The sequence below is a fragment of the Paenarthrobacter sp. OM7 genome, from assembly GCF_029873575.1.
In the GTDB taxonomy this organism is placed as follows: Bacteria; Actinomycetota; Actinomycetes; order Actinomycetales; family Micrococcaceae; genus Arthrobacter.
In genome coordinates, this window is sequence record NZ_CP123579.1 from 3,015,838 (window position 1) to 3,040,079 (window position 24,242).

A 24,242-nucleotide genomic window follows, 5' to 3' on the forward strand; every position below is an offset into this window, starting at 1 on the left:
TTCGTCCTTGTCTCCAACAACTATGGACCCTGTAACTGGATCAAAAGCGGACGTTCGCTGGGAGCTTCCTGAAAGGCCCTCACCGCCTCTCGGAACTCCTGCTGGATTACTCTCAACGGCTGGACAATCCAGCTCAATTCTATATTTCGCTGGTGGCATATTCACTCCTGTGGACGGGCCATGGGGTGCACCATAGAATCAAGAGGAATTGCCACAGCGACCTGCGGCTTTACACCATGCGTGGGGGCGCTGAGCATTCTGTGACGATTGGTACGCCTTGTTCCAGTCGCAGACGTGCTGAAGGGTTGCACATGCGGTCAATAGTTAAACGCGTACTCGCCGTGATCGGCCTGGCTGGAATGTTGGCCTTCCCGGCCACAGCTGCCTGGGCCGAGAGTCCGGTGACGCTCGATCCCACAACCAAGATTGTGGACTCGGCCGGCGTTCTCGGCGGAGACAAAGCCAAGGTCCAAGAGGCCATCCAGAAGCTGGGTACAGACCACGCCATGACGCTGCACGCTGTGTTCGTCAAGCGCTTTGAGAATCCTACGGACCGGGTTGCATGGGCTGCCGAGGTCGCAGAAAAAGCGCAGCTCGGGCCCAACGCCCTTGTTCTCGCCGTCGCAACCGAAACGCGTCAGTACCAGCTGAGCAAACCCAGTAACAGCAAGATCACCAATGCCCAGCGGGACACGATTACCAGTAAGGCAATCGACCCGCAGTTGCGTGCAGGCAATTATGCCCAGGCTGCCATCGACGCAGCTGCCGCAATCGGAGATGCCGCTGGTGGCGGCAGCGGAACAGTGCCAAACGGTAATGCGGGAGTCGGCGTGCTCGTCGGGGTGGGCGTTGTAGCGGCTGGCGGCGCTGGTACGTACCTCTACCTGCGGAACCGACGCAAGAAGGGCGGCACCAAGGCCGTCAGCGCCAGCTATGGACCGCAAGGTGAACAGCTTGATCCGCTCGCCGGATTGAGTATCCCGGAACTGCGGCAGAAGAGCGGCTCGCTGTTGATCGAGGCGGATGACGCCATCAAGTCCAGTGAGCAGGAACTCGGATTTGCCCAGGCACAGTACGGGGACTCCGCCATCGGCAACTTCACCAAGGCTTTGGAAGAAGCCAAGGCCCACATGACGGAGTCCTTCAAACTCCAGCAGCAACTGGATGACCACATCCCTGACACCGAAGAACAGCAGCGGAGTTGGCTCGGGGAGATCATCCGCCGGTCGGAAGCAGCGCTGGCTTCACTGCGTGATCAGAAAGCTGATTTCGACTCCTTGCGGGAGCTCGAGAAAAACGCCCCCCAGGCCCTTGCAGCGGTGTCCGCAGGAGCCAAGGACGCGGACTCGAGAATCGCCAGCGCCGAGCAATCGCTTGAGGGGTTGCGCGCCAAATACGCTGAGTCGGCGTTGACCCAGGTCTCCGACAACATCCTGCAGGCTAAAGAGCGTCTTGCGTTCGTGCAGAATGCCGTCACCGCAGCACAGGAGAAGTTGTCCGCCGGTGAGAGCAGCCTTGCGGCCGTGGCTGTTCGTGCTGCCGAGGAAAGCCTGCACCAGACCACCGTGTTGATCGATGCCATCTCCAAGACGGCCGGAAGCCTCGATGAGGCCCGCGCTTCACTGGAAGGCGCAGTGGCTGAAACCAGCCAGGACCTTGCCCAAGCCCGGGCCATGATCCAATCCGGCGAACATCCGGAACTTGCCGGCCCTGTGGCTGGTGTGGAAGCCGCACTAGCGCAGGTCAAAACGGAGATTCAGGGCGGAAAAATCGACCCCATTGCCACCCTTGGCCGCGTGGAGTCCGCCCATCAGGCACTGGACCAGTCCCTCTCCGGGATTCGTAACCAGCAGGAGCAGGCCCGCCGCGCACAAGCATCGCTGCAGCAGACCATCATGGCTGCCCAGGCCCAGATCAGCGCGACGTCCGATTACATCACGGCCCGTCGCGGTGGCGTGGGTACGGAGGCACGGACCCGGTTGGCCGAAGCTCAGCGCAACCTCGACTACGCCCTGTCCATTTCACGCAATGACCCCGTAACAGCTCTGACCTACGCACAGCAGGCCCATTCACTCGCTGCCCAGGCTGCCCAGCTCGCACAGTCCGACGTAGACCAGTTTGGCTACGCAGACCAGGGGCAAGGATACGGACGCGGTGGCATGTTCGGCGGCGGTGGCGGCGGCGGCCTCGGCGGCGCCATCCTCGGCGGCATTCTCATCAACTCCATCCTCAACGGCGGCGGCGGCGGCTGGGGCGGCGGGAATGACGGCGGCGGCGACGGCGGCATCTTCGGTGGCGGCGATTCCGGTGGTGGATTCGACGGCGGCGGCTGGGGCGGCGACGGCGGCGGTGGAGGCGACTTCTAGCCCGACAGACTAGGTGGGGTCCATGCCCCGCATAGAAGCGGTACAACAACTGATCACTGATTTCAGTGGCACCACTGAGCAGGACGAAAGGCAACACCATGGTTAAGCAGTCCATTTTCGGTCGGATCTCACAGCTCGCCAAGGCAAACATCAATGCTTTGCTGGACCAGGCTGAGGACCCGCAGAAGATGCTGGACCAAATGGTCCGCGACTACACGAACAACATTGCCGAGGCCGAATCAGCCGTGGCCCAGACCATCGGTAATCTCCGGATGTTGCAGGCGGACTACAACGAGGACATCAAGAACGCCCAAGACTGGGGCAACAAGGCCCTTGCGGCATCCCGGAAGGCCGACGAGTACCGCGCCGCCGGCGACACCGTGGATGCCCAGAAGTTCGACAACCTTGCCAAGGTGGCCATCCAGCGCCAGATGACCGCGGAGTCCGAGGCCAAGGCAGCTGAGCCGAGCATCGCATCCCAGACTGAGGTAGTGGACAAGCTCAAGACCGGGCTCGACCAGATGAAGGGCAAGCTGAACCAGCTCACTGCCAAGCGCAACGAGCTTGTGGCACGCTCCAAGACCGCAGCCGCGCAGTCCCAGGTTCACGATGCCCTCAAGAGCATTGACATCATGGATCCCACCAGCGAGGTAGGCCGCTTCGAAGAGAAGATCCGCCGCGAAGAGGCCAAGGTCCTGGGCCAGCAGGAGCTCGCCAGCTCCAGCCTCGACGCCCAGTTCAACCAGCTGGAAGACCTTGGAGAGCAGACGGAGATCGAGGCTCGCCTTGCAGCATTGAAGTCCGGCGGTTCCAAGCCGGCCATCGGCGCCGGTGCTGCCGCTACAACTGGCTCCACCGTCGACGAAGCTGACTTCGACAAGCTCTAGCTCGCATCGGGCACGTGCCCGTGATGTACTGCTGAACCAAGCCAATGGGCCGGATCCTCCAAAGGATCCGGCCCATTTTCTCTGATGGCATTTACCTAACCCGCCGCAGTTTGAACCACGGAATCCTGCCCAGGACTTACGTCGGTAGCCACTTCAGCACGGATCTCGAACCCTTTCGGGTGGAAGTAGGTCACCGTGCATTCCAGCACCTCGCCGTGTGGGCCCAACGTGGTCCGCTCCAGTCGGGGCACCATGGGGAAGCCACGGACGTTGAGCGCGTCTGCGAGGTGCTCCGGGGGCTCATGCATGGTCACGGTGATTTCCGCCCGCTGGAGCGGCTTCAGTGTCCTGTCCTGAATAACCTGATAGATGGAATTTCGTTCGGCATCCGCAAGGCTGATATGGCGCCCGATGTGCGAAGGGATGAAGATCTCCGCAATGGCATACGGCCAGCCGGCGCTTGAATACGATCGGCGGATCACCAGGACAAGGTTGTCATCAGAAACCAGCTTTGCCGGCACTGACTTGTCCTTTTCCATCCATTTGTATTCGATAAGACCTTTGACGGTCTTCATCCCCGCCGCCGTGAACGTCTCCATGAAAGGAGCCAGGCGGTTCAGCATTTTTACCGGGCGTTGGGCCATTACGAACGTTCCCTTGCCCTGCCTGCGAACCAACAGTCCTTTGACCACGAGCGTTTCTATCGCCTTCCGGACTGTGGTGCGGCTGATGCCGTACTCGTCCATCAGGGACTCTTCCGTAGGTATCCGGGATCCTGGCTCCAGCCGGCTGACTTGGTCGACCAAAACGTCAGCCACCTGCTGGTAGACAGCAACGGGACTGTCCCTCTGAAGGACTTCACGGGTGAGGCCCGGCTTGACGTCTTCATTGACCATTGGGTCCGTCCCATCCCCTTTCCTGCCTCAGCAAATCCGGATCTGATGCTAGCACCCGTCATCACGCACTTCGCTTAAACAAAAGATCCGGATCAGTAAAAACTGATCCGGATCTTTTCTCCAGTTGCGGGGACAGGATTTGAACCTGTGACCTCTGGGTTATGAGCCCAGCGAGCTACCGAACTGCTCCACCCCGCGTCGCAAGATCAACTCTACCGCACCCTTCAGGGTGCCTCTGACCATATGGCGGCAATGGTGCCGCAGATCACTTCCGCGCCTTAGGGCTCCAGTCGATCTGCGTTGACCACCGCTACCCCTCCCAGAGGACACGTCGGCACAGTGGATTTCACAGGACTCCGGGGAAAACAAAAAGGTCCGGATCAGTAAGTACTGATCCGGACCTTTTCTCCAGTTGCGGGGACAGGATTTGAACCTGTGACCTCTGGGTTATGAGCCCAGCGAGCTACCGAACTGCTCCACCCCGCGTCGCAAGAACAACATTACCGTCCGGTGAATGGGAGACCAAATCCTGGCTGCGTGATGTGCGTCTCCCCAAACTGAAAGGGCCGGTGACCGCTCCGAAAGGAGCGGGCACCGGCCCATATCAGTCGCCTTTTTCGCCAGGCCTAGCTGCTCGGAGAAGGCGACGGTGTGGCACTGGGGCTGGCTTCCGGTGTTGCCGAAGGAGTCGCCGTGGCGCCCAGACGGGTTTCCGCATCCAGGGCCTTCTTCAGTGCCTCGGACAGCTTGGTCTGCTGGGCGCCGTAAGCGGCAAAGTCGCCCTTCGCCAAGGCGGCCTGGCCGTCCGCGATCGCCTTATTGGCTTCGTCCAGCGCTGCCTTGAGGTCAGCCTTGGCATCAGTGGGACCAGCCGGCGGCGTCGTGGTGCCCGGAGGTGAGGTGGGCGTTTGGCCGTTGTTGTCGGCATCGCCGGCGGTAGCGCCGGAGTTGCCACCGAACAGTTGGTCCAAGGCCTCGTCCAAGGTTGGCGCAAAGCCGATCTTGTCACCGAAAGCCACCAGCACGCGCTGCAACGTCGGGTAAGACGTCTCACCGGTGGACTTCAGGTAGACGGGCTGCACGTACAGCAGACCGCCACCCACGGGCAGCGTCAACAGGTTGCCGTTCAGAACGTCCGAGGCCCCCTGCCGCAGGAGGTTCAGCGCCTGTGACACGGTGGGATCGGAGTTGAACTTGTTCTGTGCCTGGCCGGGCCCAGGGACTTGGGTATCGGTAGGGAGCTCCAGGAGCCGCAGTTTTCCGTAGCTCTCCCCCTTGACGCCCTTGACGTTTCCGGCATCAGAGTCCGCAGCAAGGAAGCCGTACAGGATGTTCCTCGCGCTGCCGTTGACCGTCTGTGGAATAAAGGACGATGTCAGCTGGAAGGCAGGCTTCTCCTGGTCAGGCATCTGCAGCGACATGTAGAACGGCGGCTGCTTGACGGCTTCGGAAACAGTGGGATCGTTCGGAACGCTCCAAGCATCATTGTTCTGGTAGAAGCTGTCCGGATCCGTCACGTGGTACCGGCCGAGAAGCTCACGCTGGACCTTGAAGAGATCCTCCGGGTACCGAACGTGGCTCATGAGGTCGCCCGACATCTCCGAGTAGGGCTTGATAACGGTCGGGAAGACCTTCTGCCAAGCCTTCAGGATGGGGTCCTGATCATCCCATGCATAGAGGTTTACTGAACCGTCGTAGGCATCCACAGTGGCCTTGACCGAGTTGCGGATGTAGTTGACCGAGCTGTTCGGCAAGGCAACCGTGCGGCCAGCGCTGGTCTGCGAGTCGGCAGTGGCGTTCTGCAACTGCTGCGGCTGCGAATACGGGAAGTACTGGCTGGTGGTGTAACCGTCAACAATCCACTTCACTCGACCATCGACAACGGCCGGGTACGCATTGCCGTCAACAGTCAGGTACGGGGCGAGCTTCTCGACACGTTCACGGGGATTGCGTTCGTACAGGATCTGGGACTCAGCGTTGACACCATCGGACAGCAACAGGTCCGAAGACTGGAACTTGATGGAGTAGAGGATCCGATTGAGCCAGTTTCCAACGTTGGGACCGCCATTGCCGCTGAAGGTGTACTGGGTCTCTCCCCCGCCTTCCCTGCCTGCCGGCCGGTCCTGCTCACGGTTCGGCGCACCATCAGGCGCTCCCACGATGGAGTACTCGGGAGAGTTCTCGCCAAAGTAGATGCGGGGCTCGTAGGTGGTGTCATTGCCGAGGACACCATTTGACGGAATGCCGGACTGCAGGAACTCCGGCTTTCCATCAGCGGTGAACTTGTTGCCCTTGGCAGCCACAACACCATAACCATGGGTGTACACAATGTGCCTGTTGACCCACGTCTGCTGGTTGGCGCTCAGGCCATCCGGGTTCAGCTCGCGAACTGCGATGACTGTGTCCTGAACCTTGCCGTCAACCATGTAGCGGTCAACATTCAAGGTCTGGGGGAACTGGTAGTACGGGCGGTACTGTTCCAGCTGCGCGAACGCTGAAGAAATGAGGTTCGGGTCCAGAAGGCGGATGTTCGCAGTGGTTTGCGCATCTGCAGCGAGCGCGCCAGTCGTGGCTGTGGTGGTGGCGTTATAGGCCGAGACATCAATCTGGTCCAGGCCATACGCGGCCCGGGTCATCTTGATGTTTCGGTCTATGAATTCCTTCTCCAACGTGTTTTCCGAGGGACGTACTTGGAACTGCTGGATAACCCACGGATAGACACCGCCGGCCAGGATGGCTGTGATGACCAACATGGCGGTACCGATGACCGGCAGGCGCCAGCGTCCGATGACCGCGGCGATGATGAACAGAATGGCCACAAGTCCCGCGGCAACCGCGAGGATCGCTTTGGTGGGAACTACCGCATTGACATCCGTGTACAGTGCACCGGCCCAGCGGCCGGAATTGCTCTGCACCGTGGTGTAACGGTCCAACCAAAAGTTGACACCCAGCAGGATCAGGAAAAGTGCACCGGTCACAGCGATGTGGATCTGGGCTGCGCGGCTGGTGAAAATACCGCGCTCCATCAGGCGGATGCTGCCGTAAAGGTAGTGGGTCAGGATTCCGGCGACACCGGCCACTACGGCGATGCTGATCAAGAAGCCCGTGACGAAGCCCAGGAAGGGAAGCGACATCAGGTAGAAGCTGATGTCGAGGTTGAACAGCGGATCTGTCTGCCCGAATGGCTCCTGGTTGAAGAACAGCAAGGCCTTCTGCCACTGGCTGGCCGCCGCGCTGCCGGCAAACAGGCCAAACAGGATGGGCAGGCCGATCATGACAACCCGGCGTACAGGCTCAAGCTGGGCCTGGTAGCGGTTGAGGTTATCCCGCGACTCGGCATCCGGGGCATAAACGGGGCGGGAGCGGTACGCGATCCTGATGGCGAAGAACACAGCAGCGAACATCATGGCGAAACCGATCAGGAACGTGATGATCCTGGCCAGGTTTTCGCGTATGTACACTTCGAAGAAACCAAGCTGCTGGTACCAGAGGACGTCGGTCCACACATTGGCGAAGAAAATGAACCCGACGACGGCCACTGCCACGACAATGAGCGTCGGCGTCAGGGCACCTCGTCTCAGCGGTGATCTTCCGGGCGGGTTGGAGCTGGCGGGACGGGACAAACTCTGTACCTCATTGGTGTCAGTGAACAGTCGGTATGCGAGTGGTTGACATTCTCTGCCGCTGGGATATGGCGGAGGCCGTCATATATGCCACGAGTGGCGGTGGAGCTAAGTTCCACCGCCAGTCTAGTTGTTTGTGCAGGTGGGAAGGCCCGTCGTGTCGTCTCCCGAACCGAGCCGTTCCACAGCGGCGGTGGCATCGGCCAGGGTTTCGACCTTGACCACCTGCAAACCATCGGGAACATGGCCCACGACGTCAGCACAATTGGCGGCCGGAGCCAGGAACATGGTGGCCCCCTGCTGCCGTGCTCCGATCATCTTCTGGGCTATCCCACCGATGGGACCCACGGCGCCATCGGCTGTGATGGTTCCGGTGCCGGCGACGTGTTTGCCGCCAGTCAGGTCGCCCGGGGCGAGGTTGTCGATGATTCCCAAGGCAAACATCATTCCGGCGCTTGGTCCACCCACGTTCTCCAAGGAAATACTGACATCGAACGGGAATGTGAAGTCACTGGCCAGGAGCACACCCAGGACATAGCGGTCGGCCGAATTCCTGGTGGGCGTAATGGTTTCCGTCACCAGAGCCCCCTTCCGCTCGACCACCACCTCGGCCGGCGCCCCTGCACCAGCAGCCAACTCGGCCTGGATCACGCTCATGGACGTAATGGCTTTGCCGTTGATGGACTTCAGGAGGTCGCCCTCCTGGATTTTCCCGGCTGAGGGTGAAGCTTCCGAGAGTCCCGCGACATTCAGCCGTTGCTCAAACGGGATATCCAGCTCCCGCAATGCGGCGGCGAACGCATTCTCCTGGGAGGTCTCCATGGCGATCTCACCCTCTTGAACCGTTTGCTCAGCGGTGGTGCCCTTGGGGTAGATCAGTTCCTCGGGATAAATGGCTTTGGAACTGTCCAACCAAGCACGGAACACGTCAAAGATAGTGGCCGGGCTCTTTGGACCGCCGGTCATGACCACGGTGGTGAGATCCAGGTTGCCATTGGCGGGAAAGGATTCGCGTCCGGAGATCTTGATAACGGGTTTATCGCCGTCTTTGCCCAAAGTGTTGAACGTAGGCCCCGCTGACTCAATCACGTAAGGAACCGGCAGGGCGGCAGCGCCAATGCCGAGTCCCAGTGCCAAAAGGCCTGAGATCACCATGATCATGTACCTGGTGTCGCGGGGCGGTGCCGAAGGCACTGAGGAGGGATCGGCGTCGGACGTTTGACGCGGATCCAATGAGCCCTCGGGGCTGGGCGAAGTTAGCATTGAGGCCTCTCTATGCCGGCATTGCGTGACCGGTTACATGGCTGTTGCCACCGAAGACGGCAGCTGCACATACCAAACATCAACACTACGCGGTCCGGCGTTGGCGGGCTGCTTTGCCTACAGCGAACGACGCCGCATCCGGGCAGACAGCGCTACGGCCGCGGGGTACGGTGAAAGAGATCACCAGCCAGTTCGACGATCGGCGGCACCATGACATCCAACCCCAACAACCCGTCCAACGACGACGACACTCCCAAGGATCCGTTGGCAGAAATGCTGCAGAACCTGATGGGCGGCCAGGGCATGGGCAACATCGATCCCGCCGAGCTTGCCAAGGCAGCCGGCCTGCCCAACGATCCCCAACTGCTCCAGCAGATGTTTGCGCAAGTCCAGGCCATGATGAGCTCCACCTCCGAGGGCCCCGTGAACTGGCAGCTTGCCCATGAGAATGCGCGACGGGTTGCAGCGGCAAGCACCGATCCCTCAGTGAACGCCGTGCAGGCCCGTGAGATCGACGAAGCCCTCAGGCTTGCGGAACTCTGGCTGGACCCCGTGACCGATCTTTCAGCAACCGGCCTGATCGGCCGCGCGTGGTCGCGGGCAGAGTGGGTGGAGGCGACTCTCGGTACGTGGAAGCGCCTGACCGAACCCGTTGCCAACAGCGTCGCCAACGCCCTGTCCACTGCCCTCACCCAGCAAATGCCCGAGGAAATGAAGTCCATGATGGGCGGTGCCTCGTCGATGCTGCAGAACATGGGTGGCGCAATCTTCGGCATGCAGCTGGGGCAGGCCATCGGTGCGCTCTCGGCCGAGGTTGTCAGCTCCACCGATATCGGTGTTCCTCTGGCTGACCTGGAAATGGCGCTGTTGCCAGCCAACGTCGCCAAATTCGGTGAAGGCCTCAGCCTCCCGGAGAACGACGTCCGTCTGTTCCTTGCCGTCCGTGAAGCGGCGCACGCCAGGCTTTTCGTCCAGGTTCCGTGGTTGCGTGGCCACCTTCTGGGCGCCATTGAGGCTTACGCCCGAGGGATCCACATAGATATGTCCCGTATTGAAGACCTCGCCCGCGACCTTGATCCCAGCAACCCTGAGGGAATCCAGGAAGCGCTCTCGCAGGGTGTATTCACCCCGGAACGGACCCCGGTGCAGACGGCCGCCCTGGAGAAGCTCGAAACCGCCCTCGCCTTGGTTGAAGGCTGGGTGGACGAGCTCACCGCGGAGGCCACGGACAAGGTCCTTCCTTCTGCCACCGCCCTCCGCGAGACCGTACGTCGTCGTCGCGCCACGGGTGGCCCGGCCGAACACGCGTTCTCATCCCTTGTTGGCCTGGAGCTGCGTCCCCGCAGGCTCAGGGAGGCCGCCACGCTGTGGGCAACGCTGAAGGAAGAACGCGGCATTGCCGGCCGTGACGCTATCTGGCACCACCCGGATCTGCTGCCCACCGGTGAAGACCTGGACGATCCCAAGGGCTTCTCCGAACGCCGCCGTTTGGCCGAAGCCAGCGACAGCGAAGTTGACGATGCCCTTCAGAAGCTGCTCAGCGGCGGCTATGACACCAACGAGGCCGGGGATGCTGATGCCCCGGAAAAGGGCGATGCTGCGGGGAAGACCCCTGGCAAGGAAACCGAAGAAGATGACACGGACACTGAGGGCCCAGCCAAGTAGGCGAGCCCCCGGGAGCTTTACGTAGCAACGGCCGCCACCTACCTGGTGGCCGTTGCCGCGTTAAGCCCCTGAATCCGGTGCCGGGTTCGAATACGGCGGAAGACCCCTTGAGGTGGCAAAGGCAACACCTTCCAGAAAGGCCTTTGCGCGCTGCGTCTCGGGGTACGACTCCACCAGCTTCCAGAAGTCGGCGTTGTGCCCCGCTACCAGCAAGTGCGCGAGCTCGTGCACCAGAACGTAGTCGATAACCCACTGCGGCATGGACTGAAGCTTGTTGGAAAGCCTGATGGTGCCGTCCGCCGGAGTGGCAGAACCCCATCGCGAATTCTGGTTGCTGACCCAACGAACGGACGTCGGGACGGCCCGCCCGCCCAAATAGGTCCGCGAAAGATGCGCGGCATGCTCCGCGAGGACTTCGTCTGTCGCCGGGCGACGACTGCCCTGGCCTGACCGTCGCTCGCCCTGCTTCTTCAGCTTGGCCAGCATGCGGTGGACCCACTCCCGTTCCTGGGATTTGGTGAAGCTGGCCGGGATGGCAACAACGGCTTTGCCATCCTCCCAAAAAGCAGCGACCGTCCTGCGCCTCCTGGCTGATCGGCGCACGACCACGGGAGCGCCGTCGTCGGTGACCAGGGGAACGTCAGCATCCGCAGCCGATCGGCGCACCATCAGAGCTCGGTGCTCTCGGTCAGGACCGCCAGGACCGCTTCGCCGTAGCGTTCGAGTTTGGACGGCCCAATTCCTGCCAAACCGGCCAACTCCTCCAAGGACGATGGCTTGGCCTCGGCGATGGCAGTGAGAGTTGCATCAGTGAAAACAACATAGGCAGGGACATCGGCGGACTTCGCTTCATCCTTGCGCCATTGCCTGAGCGCATCAAAGGTTTGTTCCTCATAGGACGGCGGGCACTGGTTGCAACGTCCCACCTTACGTTCGGCACCGCTGGCGAGCATGGTTCCGCACACCCTGCACGACGCCGGTGCGGCGGCTTTCCGGCGAGTGGGACCTGTCTTGCTGCGGGCGTTTGCGGACGCCACTGAGTTGGGGCGAAGTCCGTCAAGGAACCTCGATGGCTTGCGGTTGGCACGGCCACCCGGTGTGCGGGCCGTTGACCAGGACAAGTTCAGATGTTCCCGTGCCCGGGTGATACCGACATAGAGCAGTCGTCGCTCCTCATCAACGTCTTCCGGGGTGTCTGCGAAGGAGATGGGCATAAGTCCTTCGCTGAGGCCCACCAGGAACACGGCATCCCATTCCAGTCCCTTGGCGGCGTGAAGGGATGCAAGGGTAACCCCTTGGACTGTGGGTGCGTGCTGGGCTACCGAGCGTTCCTGGAGTTCGTTGACGAATTCGGCCAGCGTGAAAGCCTCGCCACGGCTGACGGCCAGTTCATCTGCCAAAGCGACCAATGCTGCCAAGGATTCCCATCGTTCACGGAGCGCACCTCCGTTGTGCGGCGCGGCGTCGGTATAACCGAGCGACGCGACGATGTCCCGAACGATCTGCCCCAGCGGCTCCTGCGGCCCCTCGGCGACGGCCCGGGTTGCGGCGCGCAGTTGGAGGATGGCATGGCGGACTTCCTTGCGTGCGAAGAATCGCTCTCCGCCACGAAGCTGGTATCCGATGCCGGCTGAAGCGAGTGCTTGTTCATACGCTTCGGACTGGCCGTTGGTGCGGAACAGAATCGCGATCTCGCTGGCCTTGATTCCGGTATCAAGCAGTTCCTGGATCCGGCCGGCCACCACTGCAGCCTCAGCCTCGTCATCCGGGCATTCCATGAAGCGCGGTTCGGGACCGGCCGGCCTCTGGGCCACAAGTTTAAGCGGCGGCGCCCAGGCAGCATCCGCGACGGGCCCACCGCTTCGCCGGGACCCGAGGAGGTCGTTGGCCAACTTCACCACTTGCGGGGTGGACCGGTAGTCGCGGATCAGCTTAACGACAGTAGCGTCCGGGAATTGCGCTTTGAACCCCAACAAGTGCTTGGGTGAGGCACCCGTGAAGGAGTAGATAGTCTGGCTGGCATCGCCCACCACGCATAACTCGTTCCGGCCTCCGAGCCACAGGTCCAGGAGTCGCTGTTGCAGCGGGGAGACGTCCTGGTATTCGTCCACTACGAAGTGGCGGTACTGTTCCCGGACCGTTGCCGCCACTTTTGGATCCTCTTGGAGGATACCTACTGTGATCAGGAGGACGTCTTCGAAGTCGATGACGTTCCGGTCAGTCTTGATGTCCTCGTATGCCTGGAAAACCCTGGATACCGCCGTCAGGTCAAAACCGCCGGGCGTTCCGCGGTCCTGGGCGTTTTCAAGGTAGTTGGCGGGAGTGAGCATGGACACTTTGGCCCACTCGATTTCTGCGGCCAGATCCCTGATGGTTGCGCGGTCGGTGCTGAGCCGAAGCCTGCGGGAAGCCTCCGCGATCATATTGGCCTTGTGGTCCAACAGATTCGGCAACGTACCGCCAATGGCCTGGGGCCAGAAGAACTGCAACTGCCTCAGTGCGGCTGCGTGGAACGTGCGGGCTTGGACATTCGCCACACCAAGGTCCCGAAGCCTGCTGCGCATCTCCGCAGCGGCACGCGCTGTAAAAGTTACGGCGAGCAACCGCTGCGGACTGTAAACGCCGGAGTGGACCCCGTACGCGATGCGGTGGGTGATGGCACGCGTCTTACCTGTGCCCGCTCCCGCGAGAACGCACAGGGGCCCCGTTAAGGTACTTGCTACTTCGCGCTGTTCTTCATCCAAGCCACCGAGGATGCGTTCCTCCAGTGAACCACCGGCGTCGAAAACGTCTTCGGTCACGGCTGGAGGTCTTCGATAATGCCGCCATACCAATGTTCAATCAGTGAACGCGCAATGGAGAGGCGCGAGGAAATGGTGATCTCTCCGCTGGAAACGGCTGCCTGCAGCTCTTCACGGCTGAACCAGCGCGCCCTGGTGACTTCAATGCCATCCGGCCGGGCCACCGAGTCTTCAGTGGTGGCGGTGAAGCCCAGCATCAGCGATGCGGGAAATGGCCAGGACTGTGAACCGAGGTATTGGCATGCCGACACGCGCACACCTACTTCTTCCCCGATTTCCCGGACAACCGCCTGCTCCAGCGATTCTCCAGGTTCCACGAAGCCCGCGAGCGTCGAGTAATTCCTGGCGTCTGTGGGGCCCCCACCGCCTAGGAGAAGGCGGCCGTCCGGACCCACTACCGTGACAATAATCGCGGGATCCGTCCGGGGGTAATGCTCTGAATTGTCCTTGGGGCACCGACGTACCCATCCGCCGGCCTCGATGTCCGTGGGATGGCCACATTGCGGGCAGTGCGTGTGCGTCGCGTGCCAGTTGGAGATTGCGCTGGCCTCGATGAACAACGCAGTATCGCTGGCGTCCAATCGGCCGGCGACTTCCCTGAAACCCGCCCATTGGGCATCCGCGGGCACCGTAGCGGTGCCCGGCACCGGTGGTTCCGCCACCGTGAACAACAGGACAGGCGTTCCTTCAGGCAAGGAAGACGATTCCAACGTGATGCCCAGGTAAACAGCCGCGGTGGAACCGGGATTTGCTCCCTTGAGGGCATTCCACAGGGACGTGGCGTCCCCGAACCACAGTCCATCAGCGGTCACGAGTGCCTTGCGCTGGGAAATAACCATGGCTTGGGCCGCGCCGGAAGCCAGGAGGTCCTCCACCATGCCGGGCTTAACCCGGACCCCGGAGCCACGATCCACCATGGCAGGACGCACTGGAAGAACGGTCTCCATCAGGTGGTTGGCCAGCGCCGGTGACTCCGTATAGCTCATGTATCTACCGTACTGATTCGTACCGACAAATAACATTTGGGAGGGTCCCCCCTTGTGGATGCACCCCGCCGGGCGTCCATCGCCTGCAAAAATGCCCTGTTTTACGGCGGATCTGAAGACTCGCCGCACTGCATCATGGCCACAGGCCCCACTCAATCTACCGTTGAGAAGGTGAGAAGAACACCGCTCGAACTGGCCGCTATAGCAACCGCGGCGGTGCCTGGCCTGGCGCCGACGGCTACAGCCTTTTCCCCCGACGACGACGCCGACTTCGACTCGGCGTTGCTGCTCGACGCGGATGGCAAACGCTGGCGCGTCCGTTCACCGCGCCATCCGGAGGCCAGCACCCGGCTGGAAACCGAATTCATGGTGCTGCGCGCCTTCGCTCCGTCCATTCGCGCAGAGTTGCCCTTCCACGTGCCAACCATTGCCGGCACTGTGCGCCAGGGCGACCTCACCACTTTTGTCTACACCCACCTGCACGGTGCGATGCTCTCCATTGACGAGCTATCTGCCGGCAGTCCCGCCCTTGCCAGGGAGATCGGCTCAGCGCTGGCTGCCATCCATGACCTCCCGTTGACCTTGGTGACCAACGCGGACCTGCCGAGCTACTCTGCCAACGAGTTCCGGCAGCGGAAGCTCAATGAACTGGACCAGGCGGCAACCACTGGCAAGATTCCTGCCACCCTGCTCCGGCGCTGGGAGCACGCCCTGGAAGACGTTGCACTGTGGCGGTTCAGTACCTCGGTGGTCCACGGTGACCTCCACGAAGACAACCTCATGGTGCAGGATGACTCCGTGACTGCCCTGACGGGGTGGACCGATCTCCGGATTGGTGATCCCGCCGACGACTTCGCATGGCTGGTGGCATCGAACGAAGCGTCGTTCGTTGAGGCCGTCCTGAACCACTACACCCAGGCACGCCGTGAGAAGCCCGACGTTCATTTGCTCCGGCGGGCAGCTTTGTTGGCCGAATTCGCCTTGGCCCAGTACCTGGTCAAGGCTATGGCTGCCGGGCACCAGAGCATGACGGCGGAGGCAGAGTCAATGCTTCAGACACTCTCCGCTGACATTGACGAGCAAGCGCGGCGTGACGAAGAAGCAGCGCAGGCCGCCGAGAATGAGGCCGCTGAAATCCTGGCTGCCGATGCGCAGGCTGCCGCCACTTCAGCAGGCCAAAACCCTCCCGTCAGTGTCGTAGCGATTCCCAACGCCGAACCAACGGTTACGGTGGCAGCCATCCCCGGGACGTCTGCCACGTCCCCGGAGCGGTCTCTGGAGTCGGCGCAGGCGGGAACAACTGCCCCGGGATCAACTGCCGACGCAGAGGAAACGGAGAAGCCCGTCCAGGCCGGGGCCGGCGATTCCAACGGCACCAACGATCCGGACGACACATCCACTGCCGCCATCAGCGTGGTCAAGGTGACGCCGCTCCATACAGCAAACCGGTCCTAGCACCAATTGGCCCCAGCACCGGTCGGCCCTAGCGTCCTTGGCCGCCGGCTTCCAACGCCTTGGCAACGATTTGTTCCAGTTCGTCGGCGGTTCCCAGATCGTGTGGCCGGACCACTGAGTCATCCGCCACGTAATAGAACGCCGCGCTGACCTCTTCCAGGGGCACACCCTTGAGCCTGGCCCAGGCCAACCGGTAAACGGCCAACTGCACGGCACGTGTTGCCAACTGTTGACCCGCTGGTCGTCGGCCGGTTTTCCAGTCGATCAACTGCCAGCGGCCGTCCGCGTCGCGGAAGACGGCATCGATGCGTCCCCGGACTACGACGTCGCCAATCCGTGTCTCCACCGGCACCTCGACGAAGGCAGGCGCGCGTTGGGCCCACTCGGACTTTTTGAACGCCGCCACCATCTCGTCCAAGCCGTATGCCTCGTCGATGTGCGAATCCGAACCCGGAGCCTCATCGAGGTCAAGCATGCCCGTCGTCCCGAAGTACTCTTCAACCCACGCATGGAAGGCCGTGCCTTTACGTGCCGAAATACCCGGTTCGCGTGGCACCGGCCTGCGGAGCTGCGAAAGCACAGCAGCCGGGTCCGCGCCAAGATCCACGAAGAGTGAGGCAGAGATGTGGCTCGGGAGATGGACATCCTGGGTGGTCTTGCGTTGCTGTTGACGGTCAAGGAGCAGGTCCGCCTCCTGGGCCCATTTCGCCGCCGGGCCCGTGAGCTCAGGGGCCGGAGTTTGGTACGGTGCGCCGGCGATGAACGCGCGGACGTTGGCCGCGGCCTGGTCCATGGCTAGCCTGCGTCCAGGAGCCAGCCTAAGACGGGCGCCAGTCCTGGGATCAGACGGACCTTCCAGGGGGTCGTAAGGGAACCCGGCAACTTCAAGGGTGGTGGTCAGTGGGCTTTCCTCCGGGAGTGTTTCCTCAGCCACGGATTCGGGATGAACCACCGCTGAGCCTGTCCGGCCTGCAGGCATCCCAGTACCGTCGCCTGTGGCAACACCCGGAACTCCAGCAAGAGGCGCCAAGTCGGAGAGAAAGGCGGACATACCGGCCATTCCGGAGCGCGAACCGTTCCAGGCAGCACTGGACGCCCATAAGACGAACTTTGCCCGGGTGTAGGCCACATAGGCCAGCCGCCGCTCCTCGGCCTCACCGTGATGCTGGACCTCGGCCTTGAAAACCTTCTCCGCGTCCAGCCACCCCTTTTGGTCTGGCTGGTCCAGGTCCCACTGAGGAAGGTCGGCGCGGTCGCCACGCAACGGCCAAGGCAGCGCCGCAGCCCCACTGCTCCATCGTGAATCCCTGGTGCTGGGGAATGATCCGGCATTGAGGCCAGGGACGAAGACGACATCCCACTCCAGCCCCTTCGAGGCGTGAACCGTCAGCAACTGCACAGCTTCCCGGTTGGTCTCCACAGGGGCCAGATCCAATCCGCCTTCTTCGGAGGCCGCTGCCTCCAACCACGACAAGAAGGCCAGCAGATCAATCCGTTGGGACGTCTGCAGGAATCCGGCCGCGGCATCCTGGAACGCATCAAGGTTCCGGCGGGCCTGGTGGATGCTGATTCCAGGCTTGGCGGCCACCTCGATATCCAGGAGCATGGCGCGTTCAACCTCACCAAGGAGCGTGGTGAGATCATCCCCGATGTAGCTCCGGAGGGAACGAAGTTCCGAGGCAAGGCGGGTCAGTCGTTCCAGGGCAGCGGGACTAAGGGTGCGACCATGCCCCGACGTCCAGCCGGGCTTGGGTAGGAAATCAAGGGCCTCCACCAGGCTGGAGGCATCGGTAATGTCACTTTCAACCACCACTGCGGCCGGTTCCTCGTTGTCATCCATGGGTTCGGAAGCGGTGCCCGGATTTGCCCGGCGGCGAGCCAGGAAACGCGACCAGTCGTTGAACGCCATCAAGTCTGCCGGGCCAATACGCCATCGCGCCCCGGCCAGCAGCCTCATCAGGGCATCGGAACGCCCGGGATCAGCCAACACCCGCAAGGTGGCCACCAGATCCACGATTTCCGGGGTGTCCAACAGGCCGCCAAGACCCACGATCTCGTAGGCGATTCCCTGCAGCTCGAATTCCCGGCGGAGGCATTCCATCTGCGCCCGCCTCCGGCACAGGACAGCCATGGTCGGTTTGACCGGCGTCCCGTCCTTCTCTTCCTCGAAGACTGTCCGTTTGTAGCGCCGGATATCACGGGCAATGACTGCAGCTTCGTCCTCATCGGTGCTGAAACGACCGATTACCACACTTCCGTCCACGGCGGCCGGGCTCGGGGCCAGCGCCGGGACTGAGACATTGCCGGCTGTATCCCTGCCCCCTGCCGGGCCGTCCATGGCCGCAGCCTTGTTCAACGGCGCGGCAATGGTGTTGGCTGCCTCAAGGATGTTCCTGCCGTTCCGCCAAGCGGTGGTCAGGTATGAGGTCGGAGCCACTGAATACGTCTCTGCGCCGCCTATGGTGTCCGTGTGCCGGACAGGGAACTCCTGAACAAAATGGAAGAGCTGCCCGGCAGAGGCACCCCTGAATCCATAAATCGACTGGTTGGGGTCCCCTACGGCTGTCACTGCGTGACCTTGCCCGAAGAGGCGGGAGAAGAGCACCAACTGGGCATGGGAGGTGTCCTGGAATTCGTCCAGGAGTACCACCTTGTACCGTGCCCGCTCCGTGGACGCTGCGAGCGGGATGTCGCTGGCGATCCGGGCAGCAAGGGCCACGAGGTCCCCAAAATCAAGGACTCCGCGTTGCCGCTTTGCTTCCTGGTAGCGCACCACCATGTCTGCCACGCTGGCGCGGGTCCGGAGCATGGCTGCCAATGATGCTGCTGCCTGGGTGGGGTTTTTGCTGGCACCAGCTACATAGGGAAGCTGCTCGAACGTCTCCACGCGCTCCAGCACCCAGTTGCGTACTGAACCCGGGTCCTGAAGGTGCTCGGCGCACTCCCCCGCCAACTGTATGACGGCGTTGACCAACGTGGACTTGGCCGCCGTGAAATGCTCGTAGTCGCCGTCGTAGGCCTCTACTACTTCGCTGGCCAGCTGCCAGGACTGTGCCCCACCCAGCAGGACGACATCGCGCTCAATGCCCAGCCGGAGCCCATAATCGGTCACAATGCCACTTGCATAGGAGTGGTAGGTGGAAACCTTGGGTTCGAGGTCGTCAGCCCCCAGGAGCCCTTCGGGGAACCCAATGCTGCCGTCATCCTCTGCCGCGATGCGCTGGAGGGTGGCCAGTTTGCTTCGGATCCGGCTGGCCAGTTCGCCGGCAGCTTTACGCGTGAACGTCACGCCAAGCACTTCCTCCGGACGGACCCACCCATTGGCAACGAGCCACACCACCCTGTCCGCCATGGTGGCTGTCTTGCCGGAGCCAGCCCCGGCGATCACCAGCCGGGGTGACAGTGAAGAGGCAATGATGTCCGACTGTTCGGCAGTGGGCAGGTTCTTCTCGCCAAGGATGCCGGCCAGCTCAGACGGAGAGAACCTGGGTTCGGGAACATGTATGCCGTCACGGGTGCCGGGCAGGGCGCCGGCAAATCCGTCCAGGAGCTCTGTTGTCATTCGGTGACCTGCTTTCCTCTGGCGCACAACGGGCAAACATCCGGGAGGCGGCACCCGTGGCCGCCATGCCCGCTCTTGCCGGGATCGTGCCGTGCTTCGAATGAGGCTCCTGCCATGAGCGCAGCAGCGTCGTTGACCAGCTCCTCCGCCCAGTTCACTGAAGGATCCAGGGGATCCTGCTGCTGCACGGCCGGCGTCTTCGTCTTGGTTCCAAGGTGGGCCAGCACCGCGCCGCCAGGTGCGAAACCACCAGCACCGGTGCGGGACCCGGCGTCGAGCGCTTCTTCGCCGGTTCCAGCGTCCCGGAAGGCACCTTTGAGCACCGCCGCCTGGTAAGCACCCAATTGCGGGTGCCTGGCAACTTCGGCCTTGCCCGGTTGACGCTTGCCGGTCTTGAGGTCCACCACCACAAGCCGGCCTTGCGAATCAACCTCCAGGCGGTCCACCTGGCCCCGGAGCACTGCCTGCCGGGTGGCAACCGCTTCGGGATCTGCCGGATCCGAGGCATCGAGGCTGACGTCGGGAAGCTCTACTTCGAAGTCGTGCTCTACGGCCAGCAGGCTCCTTCCCTCGCTGCGCATAATGAGGATGTACTGGGCCAATTTGCGCACCATCTGTTCTGCGCGTTGGAAATCGAGCTTCCCTTCCCAGTTATCCTTCATGCCCAAGGTTGGCCACCGGCGGACGAGTTCAGCCACATATTCTGACCCCGAGGCCTCGGGCAGTTCCTGGGCAATGCTGTGGACCAACGTGCCAAGGCTTCGCGCAAAATCAGTGGCGGCCTCACCACCAGCGGCTTGGACGAACCAGTCCAGCGGTGACTTATGGACAGCTTCAACTTTGGAAGGTGAGACGGAGACTGTTCCCCCCGGAGGGACAACAGGCCCGCTGGAACTCAGCGGTGCCAAACCCCACCATGTGTCCGGGTGGGCCCCCGGAACGGGTGGATCCGTGCTGGCAAGCCGGGCCAGTATCCGCGCTGCTTCCAGCCCTGTGGCGGCAACGTTGGCGGCGTCGGCAACGGACTCCTCCGACTGCGCGTGCTGCCTCAGCTCCGCGACAAGCGCCCTGAGTGTCATGGGGCGGTCCACGGGAGTGTAGTCGCGTTTGTACTGCCCGGACTCCAATGGTGCTACGTAGTCCAGGAACGCCGAGGGCTGGTCGTCTTCAGAGGAGACGGCCGTGCAGATCAAGACTTCACGGGCCCGGGAAACCGCCGTTGAAAAGCTCCTGAGTTCGTCGTACCGAATATCGCGGAGTTTGCTCAGTGGTCCCCGCCGCACGGCGTAGTCCACTCCATGCTCCACGGCGTCGGCGTAGACGGTGCTGCCAAGCAATTCACCACGCAGGCGCGTATTCGGCCAGACGCCTTCCTGGAGTCCGGCGACTATCACCACTGGCCATTCCCGTCCCGCTGCGCTGGCGGGCGTCATGATCTCCACGCACGCCTCAAGCTGGGCACGTGCCGCAAGAGTGTCCATGGGAAGTTCCTGGTTCAACAGATAGTCCAGGAACTGCTCGGGACCGGATCCGGGTAATTGGTCCACGAAGCGTTCGGCCGTATGGAACAGGGCCATCATGGCGTCGAGGTCGCGATCCGCACGTGCGCCGGCGTTGCCACCCTCCAGCGCCATTTCCGCCCAGCGCGACGACAAACCGGTGGCCTGCCACAAAGCCCACAAGACTGACTCCGCATTGGCACCGGGCTCGGCAGCGGCCGTGGCACCCGCCGCGATCATGCGGGCAAGACGGCGGGCGGCGCTGCCTTCAATGCCAAATGACGCCAGCGCTCCTGGTTCAAGCAGCGCTTCCACCAGGAGGGCATCGCTGGACCTGCCGCCTCCACCCAGGAGTTCCTCGCGCCTGAGTGACTGCCTAAGCCTGCGCAATTCGATGGCAGTGGCTCCGCCGACGCGGGATGTCAACAGCGAAACAGCCATCTCCGGCGTCAACTTGGCCGGGTCCAGGACAACCGCGAAGGCCTCCAGAAGAGGACGCACAGCTACTTCGTCCCGGACGGCCGAGTCTGCCACTGGAACCCGCACCGGTATTCCCTGGCCACTAAGGTAGCGCTGCATCTGTGAAATTTGTCCACCGTTCCGCACGATCACGGCGATGTCACTGAACTCCCGGTTCTCCCTCAGTTGGGCTTCCAGAATCCGCTGGGCTACGTAACGCAGCTCATGCACAGCGGACGGCAGCACATGCCCTTCCACCCTGCCATCACGGGAAGGCGGCTCACTTGCAGTGTCCGGACCTGGCAGTTGCTCAAGCCGCCTGGCCAGCTGACCGCCGGAACGCTGTGAAATGCGTGCCGCGACGCGCGTCCAAGCCTCTGCTACCACGGGGAGGTGCCGGTGGGTGAACCACAAAGGACGTTCAGTGACCGCGCCCTGGGTGCCTCCCAACAGCGAAGGCAACTCGGCCACAAGGTCAGGACGGGCACCGCGGAAGCCCTGCACTACGGTATCCGGGGAGTAGGTGACCACAACGTCCTTGCCCTCCGATATATCGGCGAGGAGTTCAAAAATTGCAGGATTGGATTCCTGGGCGTCGTCCACGAGGATCAGCTGAAGGCGTTCACGTTCCGCGGCCAGGAATGCCGGCGAATCCTGGAAGATCTGGCGCGCCGTAGTGATGATTCCTGCGGGGTCAAACGCCTCGGGCATGCGGAGGTCCAGAACGTCCCGGTATTCGCTGTACAACTCGGCTGCGGCCATCCAATCGGGACGACCGCATTCGTAGGCGAGACCCACCAAATCCTCTGCGGTACGGCCGGACTCAATGATGCGGTCGAACAACTGGCGGATCTCATGGCGGAAGCCCCGGGTGGGAAGGGCAGCACTGAGATCCTCCGGCCAGGGCAGCTGGAAACCCGGCCGCGCATGGCCTTCAAGGAGTTCTTTGATGATGAGGTCCTGCTCCGGACCTGAGAGGAGCTTTGGGGGCCTGGCCAGGGGTATGACGCCTTCGGCCTTCGCCCGCCGAATGACGTCGAAGGCGTACGACGCCCAGGTGCGCGCCGGCGTCGTACTGAGACTGCGGTCCAACCGTCCGGTGAAGGTGTCGCGCAAAGCTGCGGCGGCGTGGCGCCCCGGGGCGAGTATGAGGATCTGCTCCGAATTCAGCCCGTCTTCACGGACGCGGCGCACTGCGGATTCCACAAGCACTGTTGACTTGCCCGTGCCCGGACCTCCGGGCACAAGCACGGGGCCGCTCCCCTGCCGGAGGGAAACAACCGCCTGCTGGTCCGGGGACAAGACAGGTGCCGCATAGTGGGTCTCGCGCGGAGGCAGCAGGCGAAGAGCGGCCGGTGATTGGCGGGTTCTGGCGGGAGTGGCGGTCACACAGTCATTTCATCATCGGGCACCGACAATTTATGGAGTTGACGCTCCAACTGGTCAGAGATCACATCAAGTTGATCGAAGTCGGCGTCCGAAGGCGCCCATCGCGCCGTGGTCAGGTCAACCCGCCAACGGCCTTCCCCGGTCCTGAGGAAGGCCTCGTAGGCGCCATGCAGCGGAGTGGATTCCTGCAGGTAATGCTTCAAGGCATCGACCTCGTGGCCGGGAGGCGCTTCCCCGCTGGCCCGAAGGACACGCCACCAAGCCACGGAGCTTCCGTAGTGGCTCATGACTGCGCCGACCTGACGCGGTCCGCCGGCACCCAGGAGCTCTGCCACGTCGCCGTAGGAGACCGCCGATCCCGACGGCACGAGGTCCACCACCGCAAGAACCGCCGTCACATACTCCATCCGCATGTGTTCAGGGTAACGGCAGGAGTGTCGCGCCCAAAGACTGTCGGACCCAGCCGGTAACTTGAAATCATGAGCTCCTGGAACACCCTCTCCCGTGCCGCATTCGACCTCGAAACCACCGGGAAGAACTCGCGGTCGGCACGGATAGTCACGGCTTCGATCACCGTTGTGGATGCCCACGGAGAGCTCATTGCCGAACACGAATGGCTGGCGGATCCGGGCGTTGAGATTCCCCTCGAGGCCAGTGAAGTGCATGGCGTGACCACCGAGAGGGCCCGCGCGGAAGGCCGCCCCGCAGCGGAGGTTACGCGTGAGGTTGCTGCGGTTCTCCAGGAACTTTTCGACGCCGGCACTCCCGTCATCGCTTTCAACGCCAGTTACGACTTCACGGTACTGGCGGCCGAGTCCGCGCGTTATGGCGTACCGCAACTGAGCCGGTTCCCGGTGCTGGACCCCTACGTGATGAACAAGCAAGTGGACCGCTACCGCAAGGGCAAGCGCACCCTTACTGCCCTGTGCGAGGAATACGGCGTGGACCTGACCAACGCGCACACCTCTGCCGCGGATGCACTTGCCACTCTCCGTGTCCTGGACGCGATGGCCGGCAAGTTCCCCAAGCTGCACATGCCGGCAACCACCCTCCACCAACTGCAAGTAGACTGGGCGGCATCGCAGGCCGCCGATTTCCAGCAGTATTTGCGGCGCAGCAAACCCACAGCGGTCATTGAGGGCGAGTGGCCGGTTCTGCCGCCCGAGGACGCCAGCCGCGGCGGTTTCTAAGCCGGGGAGATCCCTTCGAGGCTTCGCCCTGCGACGCATGTCACATGATTCTCGGGAACCCGCGTTTTAGCCTCAGTTGCGCGCGGATTCCACAAGCCAGAGCAGCGTCGGAATAGTACGGCGGTCGATGATGCCCGGGCGGGAACAATATTCGGCGTAATCGAGTGTGAGCCACCATTTATTCGATTCACTATGCTCCGG

General features: G+C 62.4%; 14 protein-coding genes and 2 tRNA genes. 5 read left to right on the forward strand and 11 right to left on the reverse strand.

What is annotated here, in order from left to right; genetic code table 11:
• Window positions 1–311 precede the first annotated feature (311 nt).
• The gene (locus tag QEH68_RS13890) at window positions 312–2,366 is read left to right on the forward strand and encodes a TPM domain-containing protein (RefSeq protein ID WP_280623148.1); all 2,055 of its coding nucleotides are present in this window, start codon (window positions 312–314) and stop codon (window positions 2,364–2,366) included.
• A gap of 98 nt (window positions 2,367–2,464) precedes the next feature.
• Window positions 2,465–3,253, forward strand: coding sequence for a PspA/IM30 family protein (locus QEH68_RS13895; protein ID WP_207594058.1), 789 nt, complete (start codon window positions 2,465–2,467; stop codon window positions 3,251–3,253).
• A gap of 95 nt (window positions 3,254–3,348) precedes the next feature.
• Here the strand turns inward: QEH68_RS13895 and QEH68_RS13900 are convergent, their stop codons facing one another.
• The 5 genes from QEH68_RS13900 to QEH68_RS13920 all read right to left on the reverse strand — a co-directional run bounded on the left by QEH68_RS13900 (window position 3,349) and on the right by QEH68_RS13920 (window position 9,035).
• Window positions 3,349–4,149 (reverse strand): GntR family transcriptional regulator, encoded by an 801-nt coding sequence (locus QEH68_RS13900; protein ID WP_207594059.1) that lies wholly within the window; start codon window positions 4,147–4,149, stop codon window positions 3,349–3,351.
• Window positions 4,150–4,273: 124 nt separating this feature from the next.
• Window positions 4,274–4,347 (reverse strand) — tRNA-Met (locus QEH68_RS13905).
• A 214-nt stretch (window positions 4,348–4,561) separates the two neighbouring features.
• Window positions 4,562–4,635: transfer RNA gene (locus tag QEH68_RS13910), tRNA-Met, on the reverse strand.
• Between the two features lie 140 nt (window positions 4,636–4,775).
• Entirely contained in the window at window positions 4,776–7,772 is a 2,997-nt protein-coding gene (locus QEH68_RS13915) for a UPF0182 family protein (protein WP_280623149.1), read from the reverse strand.
• Between the two features lie 126 nt (window positions 7,773–7,898).
• Window positions 7,899–9,035 carry a S16 family serine protease gene (locus QEH68_RS13920; protein ID WP_280623150.1) on the reverse strand — a complete coding sequence of 379 codons (1,137 nt, stop codon included), beginning with the start codon at window positions 9,033–9,035 and terminating at the stop codon, window positions 7,899–7,901.
• 210 nt (window positions 9,036–9,245) lie between these two features.
• On the opposite strand from QEH68_RS13920, the gene QEH68_RS13925 reads away from it, so the two are divergent.
• Window positions 9,246–10,700, forward strand: coding sequence for a zinc-dependent metalloprotease (locus tag QEH68_RS13925; protein ID WP_280623151.1), 1,455 nt, complete (start codon window positions 9,246–9,248; stop codon window positions 10,698–10,700).
• A 60-nt stretch (window positions 10,701–10,760) separates the two neighbouring features.
• Here the strand turns inward: QEH68_RS13925 and QEH68_RS13930 are convergent, their stop codons facing one another.
• Genes QEH68_RS13930 through nudC form a run of 3 tightly spaced genes read right to left on the reverse strand, consistent with a single transcriptional unit; the run spans window position 10,761 to window position 14,487 of the window.
• Complete coding sequence (locus QEH68_RS13930; RefSeq protein WP_280623153.1) at window positions 10,761–11,369, reverse strand: YgjP-like metallopeptidase domain-containing protein; 609 nt, start codon at window positions 11,367–11,369, stop codon at window positions 10,761–10,763.
• A complete protein-coding gene (locus tag QEH68_RS13935) occupies window positions 11,369–13,501 on the reverse strand; it encodes an ATP-dependent DNA helicase UvrD2 (protein ID WP_280623155.1) in 2,133 nt (710 codons plus the stop codon). Before QEH68_RS13935 ends, QEH68_RS13930 begins: the two co-directional genes overlap by 1 nt.
• Window positions 13,498–14,487: an NAD(+) diphosphatase gene (gene nudC, locus QEH68_RS13940; protein ID WP_207594065.1), complete on the reverse strand. Its 990-nt coding sequence runs from the start codon at window positions 14,485–14,487 to the stop codon at window positions 13,498–13,500. The genes QEH68_RS13935 and nudC overlap by 4 nt, the downstream gene beginning before the upstream one ends.
• Before the next feature lie 171 nt (window positions 14,488–14,658).
• Between nudC and QEH68_RS13945 the strand changes: the two genes are divergently transcribed.
• Window positions 14,659–15,942 carry a macrolide 2'-phosphotransferase gene (locus QEH68_RS13945; RefSeq protein WP_280623156.1) on the forward strand — a complete coding sequence of 428 codons (1,284 nt, stop codon included), beginning with the start codon at window positions 14,659–14,661 and terminating at the stop codon, window positions 15,940–15,942.
• A gap of 28 nt (window positions 15,943–15,970) precedes the next feature.
• On the opposite strand, the gene QEH68_RS13950 is transcribed toward QEH68_RS13945, so the two are convergent.
• From QEH68_RS13950 to QEH68_RS13960, 3 genes are read right to left on the reverse strand one after another with little or no spacing between them, the layout of a single operon-like run.
• On the reverse strand, window positions 15,971–19,504 hold the full coding sequence (locus QEH68_RS13950; RefSeq protein WP_280623157.1) for an ATP-dependent DNA helicase: 3,534 nt from the start codon (window positions 19,502–19,504) through the stop codon (window positions 15,971–15,973).
• A complete protein-coding gene (locus QEH68_RS13955; protein WP_280623158.1) occupies window positions 19,501–22,851 on the reverse strand; it encodes an ATP-dependent DNA helicase in 3,351 nt (1,116 codons plus the stop codon). Before QEH68_RS13955 ends, QEH68_RS13950 begins: the two co-directional genes overlap by 4 nt.
• Window positions 22,848–23,264, reverse strand: a complete 417-nt coding sequence (locus tag QEH68_RS13960; protein WP_207594068.1) for an MGMT family protein — start codon at window positions 23,262–23,264, stop codon at window positions 22,848–22,850. The genes QEH68_RS13955 and QEH68_RS13960 overlap by 4 nt, the downstream gene beginning before the upstream one ends.
• Before the next feature lie 66 nt (window positions 23,265–23,330).
• On the opposite strand from QEH68_RS13960, the gene QEH68_RS13965 reads away from it, so the two are divergent.
• Complete coding sequence (locus QEH68_RS13965) at window positions 23,331–24,041, forward strand: 3'-5' exonuclease (RefSeq protein ID WP_207594069.1); 711 nt, start codon at window positions 23,331–23,333, stop codon at window positions 24,039–24,041.
• The last annotated feature ends 201 nt before the right edge of the window (window positions 24,042–24,242 follow it).